Annotated in this window: 14 protein-coding genes and 1 tRNA gene; 11 read left to right on the forward strand and 4 right to left on the reverse strand. The window is 72.5% G+C overall.

Annotation, left to right across the window (positions count from 1 at the left end):
* The first annotated feature begins 68 nt into the window (after window positions 1–68).
* Together FED44_RS31045 and FED44_RS31050 are read left to right on the forward strand one after the other, a co-directional pair.
* Window positions 69–953 (forward strand): carbohydrate ABC transporter permease, encoded by an 885-nt coding sequence (locus tag FED44_RS31045; RefSeq protein WP_244302427.1) that lies wholly within the window; start codon window positions 69–71, stop codon window positions 951–953.
* Entirely contained in the window at window positions 950–1,843 is an 894-nt protein-coding gene (locus tag FED44_RS31050; RefSeq protein WP_117408445.1) for a carbohydrate ABC transporter permease, read from the forward strand. The genes FED44_RS31045 and FED44_RS31050 overlap by 4 nt, the downstream gene beginning before the upstream one ends.
* 17 nt (window positions 1,844–1,860) lie before the next feature.
* Here FED44_RS31050 and FED44_RS31055 read toward each other — a convergent pair whose 3' ends face one another.
* Window positions 1,861–2,865, reverse strand: coding sequence for an ArsR/SmtB family transcription factor (locus FED44_RS31055; protein WP_138462902.1), 1,005 nt, complete (start codon window positions 2,863–2,865; stop codon window positions 1,861–1,863).
* 70 nt (window positions 2,866–2,935) lie between these two features.
* Between FED44_RS31055 and FED44_RS31060 the strand changes: the two genes are divergently transcribed.
* Window positions 2,936–4,213, forward strand: coding sequence for an MFS transporter (locus FED44_RS31060; RefSeq protein ID WP_117408447.1), 1,278 nt, complete (start codon window positions 2,936–2,938; stop codon window positions 4,211–4,213).
* Here FED44_RS31060 and FED44_RS31065 read toward each other — a convergent pair.
* Window positions 4,149–5,237 carry a LacI family DNA-binding transcriptional regulator gene (locus FED44_RS31065; protein ID WP_244302428.1) on the reverse strand — a complete coding sequence of 363 codons (1,089 nt, stop codon included), beginning with the start codon at window positions 5,235–5,237 and terminating at the stop codon, window positions 4,149–4,151. The genes FED44_RS31060 and FED44_RS31065 overlap by 65 nt on opposite strands.
* A gap of 258 nt (window positions 5,238–5,495) precedes the next feature.
* On the opposite strand from FED44_RS31065, the gene FED44_RS31070 reads away from it, so the two are divergent.
* Window positions 5,496–6,710, forward strand: a complete 1,215-nt coding sequence (locus FED44_RS31070; protein WP_244302430.1) for an MFS transporter — start codon at window positions 5,496–5,498, stop codon at window positions 6,708–6,710.
* A 34-nt stretch (window positions 6,711–6,744) separates the two neighbouring features.
* Here FED44_RS31070 and FED44_RS31075 read toward each other — a convergent pair whose 3' ends face one another.
* Complete coding sequence (locus tag FED44_RS31075) at window positions 6,745–7,116, reverse strand: phage holin family protein (protein WP_117408496.1); 372 nt, start codon at window positions 7,114–7,116, stop codon at window positions 6,745–6,747.
* A gap of 196 nt (window positions 7,117–7,312) precedes the next feature.
* On the opposite strand from FED44_RS31075, the gene FED44_RS31080 reads away from it, so the two are divergent.
* From FED44_RS31080 to nhaA, 7 genes are all read left to right on the forward strand, one after another.
* Complete coding sequence (locus tag FED44_RS31080) at window positions 7,313–7,588, forward strand: hypothetical protein (protein ID WP_117408449.1); 276 nt, start codon at window positions 7,313–7,315, stop codon at window positions 7,586–7,588.
* Between the two features lie 54 nt (window positions 7,589–7,642).
* Window positions 7,643–8,356, forward strand: a complete 714-nt coding sequence (locus FED44_RS31085) for a response regulator transcription factor (protein ID WP_117408450.1) — start codon at window positions 7,643–7,645, stop codon at window positions 8,354–8,356.
* Window positions 8,353–9,417 carry a HAMP domain-containing sensor histidine kinase gene (locus FED44_RS31090; RefSeq protein ID WP_138462903.1) on the forward strand — a complete coding sequence of 355 codons (1,065 nt, stop codon included), beginning with the start codon at window positions 8,353–8,355 and terminating at the stop codon, window positions 9,415–9,417. The genes FED44_RS31085 and FED44_RS31090 overlap by 4 nt, the downstream gene beginning before the upstream one ends.
* A 4-nt stretch (window positions 9,418–9,421) precedes the next feature.
* Window positions 9,422–9,808, forward strand: a complete 387-nt coding sequence (locus FED44_RS31095; protein WP_117408452.1) for an OsmC family protein — start codon at window positions 9,422–9,424, stop codon at window positions 9,806–9,808.
* 999 nt (window positions 9,809–10,807) lie between these two features.
* The gene (locus FED44_RS31100; protein WP_138462904.1) at window positions 10,808–11,380 is read left to right on the forward strand and encodes a hypothetical protein; all 573 of its coding nucleotides are present in this window, start codon (window positions 10,808–10,810) and stop codon (window positions 11,378–11,380) included.
* A 73-nt stretch (window positions 11,381–11,453) separates the two neighbouring features.
* A tRNA-Lys gene (locus FED44_RS31105) sits at window positions 11,454–11,527 on the forward strand.
* 151 nt (window positions 11,528–11,678) lie between these two features.
* Complete coding sequence (gene nhaA / locus FED44_RS31110; protein WP_138462905.1) at window positions 11,679–13,037, forward strand: Na+/H+ antiporter NhaA; 1,359 nt, start codon at window positions 11,679–11,681, stop codon at window positions 13,035–13,037.
* Window positions 13,038–13,071: 34 nt separating this feature from the next.
* Here the strand turns inward: nhaA and FED44_RS31115 are convergent, their stop codons facing one another.
* Entirely contained in the window at window positions 13,072–14,247 is a 1,176-nt protein-coding gene (locus FED44_RS31115; protein ID WP_138462906.1) for a cytochrome P450, read from the reverse strand.
* Window positions 14,248–14,285: the final 38 nt, after the last annotated feature.

Here is a 14,285-nt window from a genome sequence, read left to right on the forward strand (position 1 = left end):
ACCGCCGCCGGGCTCCGGCCGGCGCGGCGTGGGCCGTGCTTGACTTCTGAGAGGCGCAAGTGACGCGGGTGCGCAGATGGCTGCCGGGGCTGCTCCTGGTCTCGCCGTCGATCATCCTCATCGCGGTCTTCGTGTACGGCCTGCTGGGCTGGAACTTCAAGCTCGCCATGACCGACAAGCACAACGAGATCGCGGAGATCCCCGGCAGGTTCGTGGGGCTGGAGAACTTCACCGGCATCTGGGGCGAGGAGCGCTGGGGCCTGTCGGTCCGGCACTCGATCGTCTTCACGCTGGTCTTCGTCGCCGGCGCGCTCGTCCTCGGCTGGCTCCTCGCGTTCCTGATGGAGAAGGGCATCCGGGCGGAGGGCGGCTTCCGCACCGTCTACCTGTTCCCGATGGCCGTCTCCTTCATCGCCACCGGAGTGGTGTGGCGGTGGCTGATGAACAGCGCGACGGGCGAGCACGCGGTGGGCCTCAACCGGCTCTTCCACTACATCGGGCTCGACTTCCTGCAGTGGCAGTGGTTCCGCGATCCCGACTGGGGCATGGCGGCCATGGCGATCCCGGCCGTCTGGCAGATGTCCGGATACATCATGGCGCTGTTCCTCGCCGGGTTCCGCGGCGTTCCCGACGAGCTGCGGGAGGCCGCCCGGGTGGACGGCTGCGGCGAGTGGGGGGTCTACCGGCACGTGGTGCTGCCGATGCTGCGCCCGGTGACGCTCTCCGCGCTGATCATCCTCGGCCACATCTCGCTGAAGGTCTTCGACCTCGTCGTCGCGGTGTCGGGCAAGCAGATCATCACCGACGTGCCCGCGACGTTCATGTGGACGGCGGTCTACGACTCGCACGACCCGGCCAAGGGCGCGACGATCGCGTCCTACATCGTGCTGTCCGTCGTGATCTTCGTCGTGCCCTACCTGATCTGGAACGCCCGTAAGGGGAACCGTTCATGACCGCCCACGTCGCCGGGAAGGCCCCGCGTACGGCGCCCGCCGCCCCGGCCCGCGAGAAGGGCAGGGCGGGCACGTGGGTGCGGCTCGTCCTGTTGCTGCTGTTCGTCCTGGTCTTCCTGATCCCGGTCTACGTGCTGCTGGTCACGAGCTTCAAGCCGCTCAGCGAGGCCGACCCCGCCCAGGCGTGGAACCTCCCGAAGGTCTGGACGACCGAGGCGTGGAGCGTCGCCTGGGAGAAGCTCGAACCGGGCATCGTCAACAGCTTCCTGCTCGCGATCCCCGGGTCGCTGATCTCCGCCGCGCTCGGGTCGCTCAACGGGTACGTGCTGTCGAAGTGGCGCTTCCCCGGCGCCGACGTGCTGTTCACGCTGTTCCTCTTCGGGATGTTCATCCCGTACCAGGGCGTCATGATCCCGCTGGTGCAGCTGATGGTGGACCTGGGCGACGCGCTCGGCGTGCAGCTCTACGGCGGCATCCCGGGCCTGGTCCTCGCCCACGTGGTGTACGGCATCCCGATCTGCACGCTGATCTTCCGGAACTACTACGTGACGATCCCCGACGAGCTGATCGAGGCCTCCCGCGTCGACGGCGCGGGCATGCTGCGCACGCTCTGGTCGATCGTGCTGCCGGTCTCCGGCCCGGCGTTCGCCGTGGTGATCATCTGGCAGTTCACCTCGATGTGGAACGACTTCCTCTTCGCCGTCTTCCTCACCGGGCCCACCTCGTGGCCGACCACGGTCATGCTCAACAACATCGCGGGCGCGGTGACGACGCCGTACAGCCAGCAGATGGCCGCGGCGATCCTGGCGTCCATCCCCACGATGGTCGTGTACGTCCTGCTCGGCCGGTTCTTCATGCGCGGCCTCATGGCCGGCGCGCTCAAGGGCTGACGCTCGGCGGCCGGTCGTCACAGAGCGGGGGCACCGGCCACCAGGGCGTCCCCGAGAGGGGTGCGCCGGTAGAGCACCTGCCGCCCGACGCGGGTGCCGGCCACCAGCCCGGCGGCGCGCAGCGCGCCCACGTGGCCGCCGGCCGTGCCGAGCGCCAGCCCGAGGCGGGCGGCGAGTTGCGTCGTGGTCGCCGGAGTCTCCAGCTCGGCCAGCATCCGGGCCCGGGACCGGCCGACCAGCCCGGCGAGCGCCGCATCGCCGCCCGCCCGCAGGCGCCCCGCCGCCACCCCGCGCGCCGGATACACCAGCGCGTACGGCCAGGCGTCGTCGAGATAGGCGATCACGTTCCGTACGAAGACGCTGGGCAGGAACAGCAGGCCCCGGCCGTCCAGCCGGTGCCGCTCGTCCCCCTTGCCGGGGGCCCCGACCTCGATCCGGCCCGGTTCCGGCCGCCAGCGGACCCGCGGGCCGAGGTCGCCGAGCGCGGCCGCCCACCCGTACGTCGCCAGCCGCCCGGCCCGCTGGATCACGTCGCGCTCCAGGACGGCGTGGAAACGCGGCCATTCCGGCGCCACCAGGTCGGTCCAGGTGCGCTCCAGCCCGTCGGCCAGCGACGCGACGACGTGCTCGTCGTCCAGCACCGTCATGATCTCGGCGGGCGGGGGCGGCCGTCCGTCCAGCGACAGCGCGATCTCGGTGCGCGCCCGGTCCAGCGGTGTGGCCCGCATCGCCGCGATCTCCTCGGCGAAGGAGACGTTCACGCCCGCCGGCGGCGGTGCGATGAAGTCGGCGTTGTAGGCCCCCTGCCGGAACAGCGCCACCAACGCCCGCGCTCCCGCGCTCGCGGTGAGCAGCCGGGCGAACCGGGGACGCGCCACGGCGGCCCAGGCCGCGTGCGCGCCCGCCTGCTGCCGCCCGGACAGCATCCACATCGCGTGCATGGTCTCGTTCAGCGGGGAGATGGCGAACCGGCTGGCGGCGACGTCCTGGGGACCGACCTCGATCAGGTACACGACGTCCATTCTTCGGCCATTTCCGAAGGATTGGCGCGGCCGGAGGCCGGGTGCCGAGCATGGTCGCCGGGAGGTGGCCATGACACCGGGCCAGGACAGATCCACATTCCGGGCGTGCTTCGCCGTCGCGGAGTTCCGGGTGCTGTTCGGGAGCCAGCTTCTGCTGGTCCTGGGCGACACCGTGAAGATGCTCGCGTTCTCCGTTCTGGTCTACGCGCGGACGGGGTCGCCCGGTTTGGCGGCGCTCGCGTACATGATCGGGTTTCTGCCGCAGGTCGCGGGTGGCGTGTTCCTGCTGTCGCTCGCCGACCGGTGGCGCCCGCGTGCGCTCATGGTCGCGGGCGATCTCCTGCGCGTGGCCACGTGCCTGGTCCTCGGCCTCGGCGACCTGCCGATCGGGGTCATGCTCGCGCTGGTGTTCGCGGCGGGCGTGCCCACGCCGCTGTTCTCGGCCGCCCGCGCCGCCGTGCTGCCCGACGTGCTGGACGGCGACGCGTACGTGCTCGGCCGGGCGGTGTTCGGCACCACCGCGGCGGGCGCGCAGATCGCGGGCCTGGCGGCCGGCGGCGGCCTGCTCGCCGTGTCGGGTCCCGCCCGGGCCCTGCTGATCACCGCGGCGTTGTCACTGGTCAGCGCGGTGGTCGTACGGCTGGGGCTGCGCGACCGCCCGGCGCGGGCCACGAGGGGCGAGCGGGAGGCCGGGGCCGTACGGACGACGTTGCGGGTCAACCGGGCGCTGCTGACCGACCGGGCCGTCCGGGGGCTGCTGCTGGCCGGGTGGCTGCCGGCCATGCTGTCCGTCGGGGCGGAGGCCGTCTACCTGCCGTACCTGACGGACGAGGGATCGGCGCCGGGCGTGGGGATCGTCCTCGCCGCCGCGGCGGCGGGGATGGGCGCGGGGGAGTTCGTGGTCGGCAGGTTCGCCGCGCCCGCCGTGCGGGAGCGGCTGGCCTTCCCGCTGGCGTTCGTGCTCGGCGTGCCGCTGCTCGGGTTCGCCGTCCGGCCGGGCGTCGCGGGAGCGGCGGCGCTGGCGGCGCTCTCGGGGGCCGGGCTGGCCTACAACCTGGGGTTGCAGCGGCGGTTCCTCGACGCGGTGCCGCCGCACGCCCGGGGCCAGGCGTTCGGCCTGCAGACCTCCGGCGTGATGACGGCCCAGGCGCTGGGCGCCGCGGCGGCCGGGGCGCTCGCCGAGGTGGTGCCCGCCCATCTCGCCATCGCGCTGACGGGCTGCGCTTCCGTCGCCGCCGTGGTCGTGCTGCGCCGGCACCTGCGTGGCGGCGCGCGTCCCGGTGTCAGCCGCGGTCCCGGCGGGGCGGGGGAGGGCGCTCGCCCGAGCCGCGCGGGATCAGCCGGGTAGGCAGTTCGAACCGGGTGACCGGGCCGTCGTCCCCGGCCAGGCGCAGGAACAGCAGGTCGGCCGCCGTACGGCCGAGCCGCGCGGGGTCCTGCGCCACCACGGTCACGCCCAGCAGGTCGGCCAGTTCGAAGTCGTCGAACCCGACCAGGGCGAGGCCGCCGAGGCCGGGTGGCGCACGGTCCGGGAAGGCGCCGGTCGTCACCGGGCCGGGCGCGGAGCCGGTGATCGAGGCCAGCGCCCGCAGCGTCTCGACGGTGGTCCGGCCGTTGCCGGTCAGCAACGCGGTCGGCGGGTCGGACGCCCCCAGCAGCCGGGTGAGGTCGGCCCGCAACCGCGCCGGTTCCGCCGGTCCCATGGCCACCAGGTCCTCGTCGTACGGCAGGCCCGCGGCGGCCAGCGCCTCCCGGTAGCCGCGCAGCCGCTCGGCGGCCGTGAAGATCCTGGGAAGGTCGCCGAGGAAGGCGACGCGGCGATGACCGTGCGCGATCAGATGCGCCGTGCCCGCCCGGGCCCCACCCACGTTGTCGGACAGGACGACGTCCGCCTCGCAGCCCGCGCCGGGCGGCCGGTCGGCGAACACCGCCCTGGTCCCCGCCTCGAACTCGGGCGCCAGATAGGTGTGGTCCGTCCCGGCGGGCACGATGATCAGCCCGTCCACCCGGCGGGCGCAGAAGGCGAGCACGAGGTCGCGCTCCCGGGCCGCGTCCTCCTGGGACGACCCGGTGAACAGCAGGCATCCGTGGTGCAGCGCGGTCTCCTCGACCGCCCGGCTGAGACTGGAGTAGAAGACGTCGGCGGCGTCCTCGATGACCAGGCCGATGCTCGCCGTACGGCCGCGGCGCAGCGTCCGCGCGCTGTCGTTGCGGCGGTAGCCGAGCCGGTCGATCGCGGCGTGCACCCGCAGCGCCGTCGCCGCGTTCACGCCGGGCTCGTTGTTGACGACGCGGGAGACGGTCTTCAACGCCACGCCGGCCGCGGCGGCCACGTCGTTCATGGTCGGACGGCCGCGTCTGGTCTCTCCCACGCAGGGATCATCTCCCATTCCACGACGCCTGGACAACGTTGTCAGCACGCCGTCACGTCACGACTCCATCGGCGTGTCCGGTCGCCGCGCGATCGGGCGGGGCGCAGGTCCAGCGATCGGCGGTCGCCGAGGTCGGCTTTGAACAGCGGCGGTAGGGTTTCGCGGGTGATGAGGGGGATTGTGGGCTATCGGGGCGATGTGTTGCTGATAGTCGGATTTGTCCTTGCGGCGCTGAATCTCCGGCCCGCGCTTGCGGGTGTGTCGCCGATCCTCCCCACGATCATGCGCGACCTCGGCCTCGGCCCCGCGGGCGGCGGTGCCATCACCACGGTCATGGTGGGGTGCCTCGGCCTGCTCGCCCCGGCCGCGCCCGTGCTGGCCACCCGGATCGGGCTCGACCGCACCCTGCTGGCCGGCCTGCTCGTCCTCGCGGCCGGCGTGGCCCTGCGCAGCGCGGACGGGGTGAGCGCCCTGTACGGCGGGGCCGCGCTGGCCGGCGCGGCGATCGCCGTCATGAACGTGGTCATGCCGGGGCTGGTCAAGCAGCACTTCCCCGGCCGGATCGGCCTCTTCACCGGTCTGTACGTCTCGGTCATGGTGGGCGGGGCCGCCCTGGCCTCGGCGGTCATGGTCCCGGTGACCGACGGTTTCGGCTGGCGGACGGCGGCCGGTTCGGCGGCGCCGCTCGCGCTGCTGGCGGCGGCTCTGTGGGCGGTGGTCGCGGTCCGGCCGGGCGCCGTACGCCGGGCGCCGCGCGTGGGGACGGATCCGGCCCCGATCGCACGGGCGGAATCGGCGGAGGTCCTGGCCGCGGAGAACCGGAGGGCCGGCGCCCGGGCGACGGCTCCGGGGGCGCGGCGGGTCCCGGCGGCGGGGGACGGGCGGGCCGGTGGGCGGCCCTACTTCGCCCTGCTCCGCGCACGCGCCACCTGGCTGGTCGCCGCCTTCATGGGCCTGCAGTCCCTGACCTTCTACGTCATGCTGGCCTGGCTGCCGACCATCTTCCAGGCGGCCGGTCTGCCGGCCGGGCAGGCGGGATACCTGCTGGGCCTGACGAACCTCGTGCAGATCCCCGCGGCGCTGATCGTCCCCCTGCACGCGGGACGTGCGCGTTCCCAGGTGCCGCACGTCGTCGCCGCCATGCTGCTGGTCATCGCCGGATACGCCGGACTGCTGCTCGCGCCCACGACGGCGCCCTGGCTGTGGATGGTCGTCCTGGGCCTCGGGCAGGGAGCCGCGATCGCGCTCGCCCTGCTAGTGATCACCGTGCGGGCGCCGGACCCGGCCTCGGTGACGGCGTTGTCGGCGGTCGCCCAGACGGGCGGCTACCTGCTCGCCGCGCTCGGGCCGCTCGCGATCGGCGTGCTCCACGAGGTCTCGGGCGGCTGGACCGTGCCCCTGCTCGCCGCGCTGGGCGCCTGCGTCGTCCAGCTGGCCGTCGGCGTGCTCGCCGCCCGCCCCGCACCCGTCTGAGGATCGACCCGTCGCCGGAAGGGCCGCGGCGAGGTCAGTCGTCGCCGAGGATCATGTTGAGGACCCAGCTGATCACGCCCACGACGATGGCGCCCCAGAAGGCGGCGACGAATCCGCTGACGTGGAAGGGAAGGTCGAGCTGCCCGGCGAGCCAGCTCGTCAGCAGCAGGAGCGCGGCGTTCACCACGAGGGCGAACAGGCCCAGCGTGAGCACGTAGAACGCGCATCCGATGGTCTTGATGACCGGCTTGATGACGGCGTTCACCAGACCGAAGATCAGCGCGACCGCGAGGAGGGTGCCGATCTGTTTGGCGGTGGAGCCGGCGCTCACGGTGATGCCGTCCACCAGCTTGGTGGACGCCCATAGGGCCGCGGCCACCACAACGATCTTGAGTATGACCTTCACGTCCACGATCCTTCCACGGTGCGGCAAAGAGTGCGCGGTTTCCGTGTCCGGGGAACGGCCGGAGCCGTACGCCCGGTTCCCCCCGGCTTGACCGGGCGCGGCGGCGCGGCGGGTGTGGGCCCCGGCACGCCTTTCTCCCGGCGCCGGGTATAAGCGGCAAACATCGGGGAAACCCTCCTTGCGGAGGTGAGATCGAATGGACGTGGAAGAGCTGGAGTCGCTACCCGCGAAGGAGCTGCACGACCGGGCCGTGCGCTACGCCGTGCGACACGGTGACCTGGGTTTCCTGTGGGATCTGCTGAAGGTCATCCCGGCGGCCGAGGCGGCCAGCGGAAACACCGACGAGACCGCGAACGACCTCAGCAGGGTGTCGGCGCTGCTCAGCGATGCCATGGCGGCGGGCGAGGGCGAGCTCGGCGACGCGCTCCGGCCGGTCTACGTCGACTACCTGTCCAGACACCCCGACGCCTGAGCGCACTCCGCCCCTGCTCAGCAACCTCTCATCTCCCCACGTCACAATGACGGCGTGGTCAAGACACAGGTGCTGGTGGTCGACGACGAGCCCGAGGTCCGCGATGCGATCGCGCGCGCCCTGCGGGTCGAGGGGTACGGCGTGGCGACCGCGGGCGACGGCCTCGACGCCCTGGACGTCATCGGCGGCTCGGCGCCCGACCTGATGGTGCTCGACGTCCTGATGCCGGGGATGGACGGCATCGAGGTCTGCCGGGCGCTGCGCGGCGACGGCAACCGGCTGCCGGTCCTCATGCTGACCGCGCTGGACGGGATCGGCGACAAGGTCGCCGGGCTGGACGCGGGCGCCGACGACTACCTCGTCAAGCCGTTCGCGCTGGAGGAGCTGTTCGCCCGGGTGCGGGCGCTGCTGCGCCGCGCCGCGCCGTCGCCCGAGGCGGGCTTCGCCGACCTCCACCTGCTGCCGGACAGCAGGCAGGCCCGGCGCGGCCGCCGGCTCATCGACCTGACCAGGACCGAGTACGCCCTGCTGGACCTGCTGATTCGCAACGGCGGTCAGGTGCTCACCCGGCAGGTCATCCACGAGCGCATCTGGGGCTACGGCTTCCGGCCCGGCTCCAACCCCCTGGAGGTCTACATCCGCTACCTCCGCAGGAAGACCGAGGCGGGGGGCGAGCCCCGGCTGATCCACACCGTGCACGGCCTGGGGTACGCGCTGAGAGAGCCGGTCGGTGAGCCGGTTGGTGAGCCGGCGGGGGAGGAGCGGTGAAGCTCCGCTGGCGGCTCGCGATGGCCTCGGCGCTGGCCGCCGCGGTCAGCGTGATCGTCGTCATCGTGGCCGCCTACTTCATCACCTGCCGCCGGGTCGAGTGGGCGAGGGACCACTACGGGACGTACGAGGGGTACGGCGACCCCCCGCCCCGCGGCGTGCTGGCCGCGCTCGCGGACGTCGACGACCTGGGCTGGCCCTTCGTCGCCGTGGCCGTCGGCGGGCTGGTGCTGTCGGGGGCGCTCGGCTGGCTGGCCGCCCGGGCGGCGCTGCGGCCGGTGAACGCGCTCAAGGACGCCGCGGGACGGGTCACCGCGACCCGGGATCTCACCACCCGCATCCAGGTGTCCGGGGACGACGAGCTGAGCAGCCTCGCCCGGAGCTTCAACGCCATGCTCGACGCCCTCGAACGCTCCGCGAAGTCGCAGAAACGCCTGGTCGCCGATGCCTCCCACGAGCTGCGCACGCCGCTCACCGCCGTACGGACCAACGTGGAGCTGCTGATCAGGGGCAACCTGCCCCCGGAGGACCGCGACGAGGCGAGCAGGGCCGTGATGAGCGGGCTGGAGGAGCTCACCGCGCTGGTCGCGGACGTGGTCGAACTGGCCCGCGACGAGGAGCCCGCCGTACTAGTGGAACGCGTGCGCTTCGACGAGCTGGTCTCCCGGGAGGTCGCCCGCGCGGCCAGGCACTGGCCCGCGACCGAGTACGCGGTGTCGGTCGAGCCCGCAGTGGTCCGCGGCGTGCCCGACCGGCTCGCCAGGGCCGTCGCCAACCTGCTCGACAACGCGGCGAAGTACAGCCCCAGGGGCGGGCGGGTCGAGGTGTCCCTGCAGGACGGCGTGCTGACCGTCCGCGACCACGGCCCCGGCATCTCGACCGACGACCTGCCGCACGTCTTCGACCGCTTCTACCGGGCGCCCTCGGCGCGGGCGCTGCCCGGGTCGGGGCTGGGGCTGGCGATCGTGGGCCAGGTGGTGGACAGCCACGGCGGCAGCGTTTCCGCCGGTCCCGCTCCCGGCGGAGGCACGCTCGTCCGGCTGGCGCTGCCAGTAGGGTAGACGCATGGGCTCTGTACGCGTCGAGCGGACCGAGGACGGCTTCGTCGCCCGCAACGAGAGCGGTGCGGAGATCGTGATGGGCTCCGGCGACGGGCTGTTCAGCCCGGTGGAGCTGCTGCTGGCGGCCGTGGGCGGGTGCAACATCATGACCGTCGAGCCGCTCACCGCCAAGCGCGGCCACCGGCTCGCGCGGCTCGCCGTGGAGGTCTCGGCGGAGAAGGAGAGCCCGACCCTGTTGCGGTCCGTCACCGTGACGTACGACGTGGAACTGCCGCCGGGGGACACGGGAGAGATCTTCGAGGCCGTCGCCGGACGGGTCCACGAACGGCACTGCACGGTGAGCCGGTCCCTGCAGCAGGGCACCGAGGTCAGGCTCGTGCTCGGCGAGTAGCACGGGCGGGCGTAGCCCGCCGGATGCAGGCCGAAAGTCAACCTGCGTATGACGACTTCATGGCAAGCGGGCTTGTACTGTTGAAGCATGTCCTCGGGAGAGGACGAGAGACTTTTTCGATAAGGGCGCGGATGGGGGAACCGCGTCCGGAAAGCGGGGGACCCGCCGGTGCCTTTGGGGAGGGCATTCCTGGCGGAACCGCTTTGATCCGGAGCCGGGCAGTTGGGGGACTGCCCGGCTCCGGCATTTTCCGGCCCGGCTCGTCCGAAGGCCGATCCCGTCCCCGCGCACTCCGCCCGGTCCCTTTTCCGCGCACCCCCGCTCGCTCCCTTCTCCGTGCACCCGTGCCCGGTCCCCTCCCCACGGACCCCCGCTCGGTCCCTTCTCCGCGCACCCCCGCCTGGTCCCTTCCTCGCCCGGGCGTCTTCCCGTGCCCCCGCTCGGTCCCTTCTCCGCGCGCCGCCGGCCGTACCGGCAGGTCCGGCTCGGGTTCTTGACCGCCGCCTTCCACCGGCTGTGCCAGCTGCTCTCTCCTCCCCGGCCTGCCGGCCGCGCCTCACCGTGCGTGGCGCGGGGCGCTTTACTTTCATGAAGGAGCGCCTGTGGCGGATCGCCCCAGATGCGCGGCGTGGCCGACGTTGCCGCTGCACAAACAAGCCGACAGGTAGATCTTCCGCGTGTTATGTGCGGTTTACTTTGCTCCGTCCTGACTCGTCCTGTAGTGTCCTATTCGTTGCCGCCGACCGGTGGCTGGATTGGACTTGGGGGAGGAGATCACGGTGGGCGACCCCGCCCGGACCTCCGACCCAAGACGCTTCGGATCCCACGTCTGACTCACGACGGCCTTCCGGCCGATCGCCATAGCTTCAGCGCACACGCCTCCGGGTGGTCGATCTGTCCCGCCCGGACACGTGGCCCGTCACCGCGACCCGCCGTACGGCGGGTCCCTTGATGACGCATGGCCATCCACTGTCGTCTCACGAAAGATCCCCAGCCTTGATGAAGACTCTGTCCGACCTGCGTGGCAAGCGACGGGTCACCGCCGTGGCCACGCTCGCCGGCGCCGCGGTGCTGGTCACGTCCCTCGTGGCCGCCGCCCCCGCGCCCGCGGAGCCGCCGGTCGGGGAAGCCGTCAACCTTTCCAGCATCGTCCCCATGCACGAGGAGGTCCTGTACGCGGGGGCTACCACGGGCTCGTACTTCTGGGATGACGCGTCGGGCCGCCAGGGAGACACCGGCATGCCGGCCATCGGCACGCCGATGCAGAAGGGCCTCTTCGCCAGCCCGAGCTGGCCGCTCGGCACCGAGGGCTACATCATGTACAAGGGCCGGAAGGCCAAGTTCTTCATCGGCGACCGCGGCCCGGGCATCCCCTCCGACAGCGGCGTCATGCTCGACATCGACGGCAAGACCTTCGCCGAGCTCACCGGCACCACCTGGAACGAGCACACGCTGACCATCAGCGGCGACGTCGGCCACATCCCGATCCAGTACGTCATCACGAGGTGGGGCGACGGGCCGGGCCTGCGCGGCGAGCCCGCTCCCTTCTCCAGCGGCGCGTGGCGGGGCTGACCGGCACGGGTGATCCCCGCATCCGGCGATGTGCGCGACCTGCGCGGGACTGCTATGGTTACGGACATCGCGGGCGCCGCTAGCTCAGTTGGTTAGAGCAGCTGACTCTTAATCAGCGGGTCCGGGGTTCGAGTCCCTGGCGGCGCACAACATGTGATCAGGCCCGGCATCCGGAACGGATGCCGGGCCTGATTCGTCCCGCGCTCCGTGCACGGGACGCCCGGTTTGTCTAAGATGCGTATGGGGTGCCGGGAAGTCTGGTCGGCTGTCGCTGACCCGATCCCGGAAACGGAGCCTCATGAGCACGCCCCGCCGCACCCCTCTTCTCGGCCCCGGGTCCCGGACGGAGACCCGCCGGATCGCCGACATCCTGCGGCAGGAGACCATCGGCGGCGCGTTGCTGCTGATCGCCGCGCTCGCGGCCCTCGTGTGGGCCAACTCGCCCTGGTCGGCCGGGTACGAGACGCTGCGGTCGGCCCGGGTGGGGCCCGAGGCGCTGCACCTCGACCTCAGCCTCGCGGCCTGGGCCGCCGACGGGCTTCTGGCGATCTTCTTCTTCGTCGCCGGGCTGGAGCTGAAGCGCGAGTTCGTCGCGGGCGACCTGCGCGACCCCCGGCGGGCCGCGGTGCCGGTCGTGGCGGCGGCCGGCGGCGTGGTCGTGCCCGCGCTGCTCTACCTGCTGGTGAACACGCAGCTCAACCCGCTGACCGGCCCCGGCGCGGACGGCGCGCTGCGGGGCTGGGCGGTGCCGACCGCCACCGACATCGCCTTCGCGCTGGCCGTGCTCGCCGTGGTGGGCAGGAACCTCCCGTCGGCCCTGCGCACGTTCCTCCTCACCCTCGCGGTCGTCGACGACCTGCTCGCCATCGCGATCATCGCGGTGTTCTACACCACGCACCTCGCGCCGCTTCCGCTTCTCGCGGCACTGCTCCCGCTGGGCCTGTTCGCCGTGCTCGTACGGCGCGGGGTGCGCGCGTGGTGGCTGCTGGCGCCGCTCGCCGCGGTCACCTGGGCCCTGGTGCACGCCTCGGGCGTACACGCCACGGTGGCCGGCGTGCTGCTCGCCTTCACCGTCCCGGTCCTCCGGGCCCGTCGGAAGGGCACGGCGGAGACCGCCGGGGAAGGCACGGCGGAGGGCGCGGGCCCGGCCGAGCACTTCGAGCACCGGTTCCGGCCGCTCTCCGCCGGAGTGGCGGTGCCGCTGTTCGCCTTCCTCTCGGCCGGGGTGGCGTTCGGCGGGCCCGGGGGCCTGCCGGGACTGCTCACCGACGGCGTTCCTCTCGGCGTCGTCGCGGGGCTCGTCGCCGGCAAACCGCTGGGCATCACGGCGGCCACCTGGCTCGTCGCGCGGTTCACCCGGGCCGGCATCGACGAGGGCCTGGCCTGGGTGGACATCGTGGGGGTGGCGGTCCTGTCCGGCATCGGGTTCACGGTGTCGCTGCTCATCGGCGAGCTCGCGTTCGGCGCCGGATCCACCAGGGACGGCCAGGTCAAGGTCGCGGTGCTGACCGGGTCGCTGGTCGCGGCGCTGCTGGCCACGGTGATCCTGCGCCTGCGGGACCGCGTCTACCGCCGTCTCGCCGAAACCGAAGCCGACGCCCAAGCCGACGCCGAAGCCGAAGCCGAAGCGCGGGCCGCCGCCCCGCCCACCACGTGACGGCTCGCCGGGCGACGGCTTACCAGGTGACGGCTCACCAGGTGACGGGGAGCGCGTCGAGCCCTCCGGTCAGCCTGCCGGTCCGCGCCTCCAGCTCCTCGTACGGCACGGCGAGTGCGAGCGAGGGGAAGCGCGCGAACAGGGCGCCGAAGACGGCGTTGAGCTCGATCCGCGCCAGGCCCGCTCCCAGGCAGTGGTGCGGGCCGTGGCCGAAGCCGATGTGCGGCCGCGGATCACGCCTGCGGATGTCGAATCTCTCGGGGTCGGGGTAGACGCGCTCGTCCCTGTTGGCCGCGTGGATCGCCAGCGCCACCAGCTCACCCTTCCGGATGCGCACCCCGCCGACCTCGACGTCGTCGTGCGCGTAACGGATCAGGCCGTGCTGGCTCGGCGCGCCGAACCGCATGATCTCCTCGACGGCGGCGTCGAGGAGGGAGGGATCACGCAGCAGCGCGTCGCGCTCGGCGGGATTGCGCAGGAACAGCAGCGTGCCGTAGTCGATCTGGTTGACCGTGGTCTCGTGGCCGGCGAACAGCAGACCGCCCGCGATCCTCGCGATGTCCTCCTCGGGCAGCGAGGCGTTCGCGAGGTCGGTGTAGACGTCCTCGCCGGGGTTCTCGCGCTTGGCCTTCACGATCTCGTAGGTGTAGGAGTTCAGCTCCATCTGCGCGTCCGCGGACCGGGCGAGATCGGTGAGGTCGGTCATCGCCTCGGCCACCGCCCGGAACCTGTCCCTGTCCTCGTACGGCACGCCGAGAAGCTCGCAGATCACCTGGATGGGGAGCGGAAGCGACAGCCCCGCGTGCAGGTCCGCCGGCGGGCCCTGCTCGGCGAGCCCGTCGAGGAGGTTCCCGACGAGCGCCCGCACGCCGTCCGACAGGGCGCGCATGCGCCGGGCCGAGAACGCGGGGGACAGCAGGCGCCGCATCTCCTTGTGGATGATCCGCTCGGTGGCGTAGTCGCCGGTCGGGCCGCCGAGCAGGACGTTGTTGGACAGCCGGGCCGCCGTCGCGGGAGCGGGGTGCGAGCGGCCGAACCGGTCATCGCCGAAGACCTGCCGGATCTCGTCGTAGCCCGTGACGAGCCATGCCTCGTCCCCGACATGGGTTCTGACCCTGGTGATCGGCGTGCTGGCGCGCAGCTCCCCGAAATATGGAGAGATATCCAGTATGTCCGGCCGATCGAACGGCAGTCGTGGCAGTTCGGGCATGGGCGGTCTTCCCTTCGGCCTAGGCGTGAACCACTCGA

Origin of the sequence: Microbispora triticiradicis, from assembly GCF_005864065.1 — a bacterium.
GTDB lineage: Bacteria > Actinomycetota > Actinomycetes > Streptosporangiales > Streptosporangiaceae > Microbispora > Microbispora triticiradicis.

Excerpts from the sequence above, each read along its gene's own strand:
- FED44_RS31050 (WP_117408445.1), top strand. The coding sequence starts at position 950 with ATGACCGCCCACGTCGCCGGGAAGGCCCCGCGTACGGCGCCCGCCGCC.
- nhaA (WP_138462905.1), top strand. The coding sequence starts at position 11,679 with ATGAGCACGCCCCGCCGCACCCCTCTTCTCGGCCCCGGGTCCCGGACG.
- FED44_RS31080 (WP_117408449.1), top strand. The coding sequence starts at position 7,313 with ATGGACGTGGAAGAGCTGGAGTCGCTACCCGCGAAGGAGCTGCACGAC.
- FED44_RS31060 (WP_117408447.1), top strand. The coding sequence starts at position 2,936 with ATGACACCGGGCCAGGACAGATCCACATTCCGGGCGTGCTTCGCCGTC.
- FED44_RS31115 (WP_138462906.1), bottom strand. The coding sequence starts at position 14,247 with ATGCCCGAACTGCCACGACTGCCGTTCGATCGGCCGGACATACTGGAT.
- FED44_RS31100 (WP_138462904.1), top strand. The coding sequence starts at position 10,808 with ATGAAGACTCTGTCCGACCTGCGTGGCAAGCGACGGGTCACCGCCGTG.
- FED44_RS31055 (WP_138462902.1), bottom strand. The coding sequence starts at position 2,865 with ATGGACGTCGTGTACCTGATCGAGGTCGGTCCCCAGGACGTCGCCGCC.
- FED44_RS31095 (WP_117408452.1), top strand. The coding sequence starts at position 9,422 with ATGGGCTCTGTACGCGTCGAGCGGACCGAGGACGGCTTCGTCGCCCGC.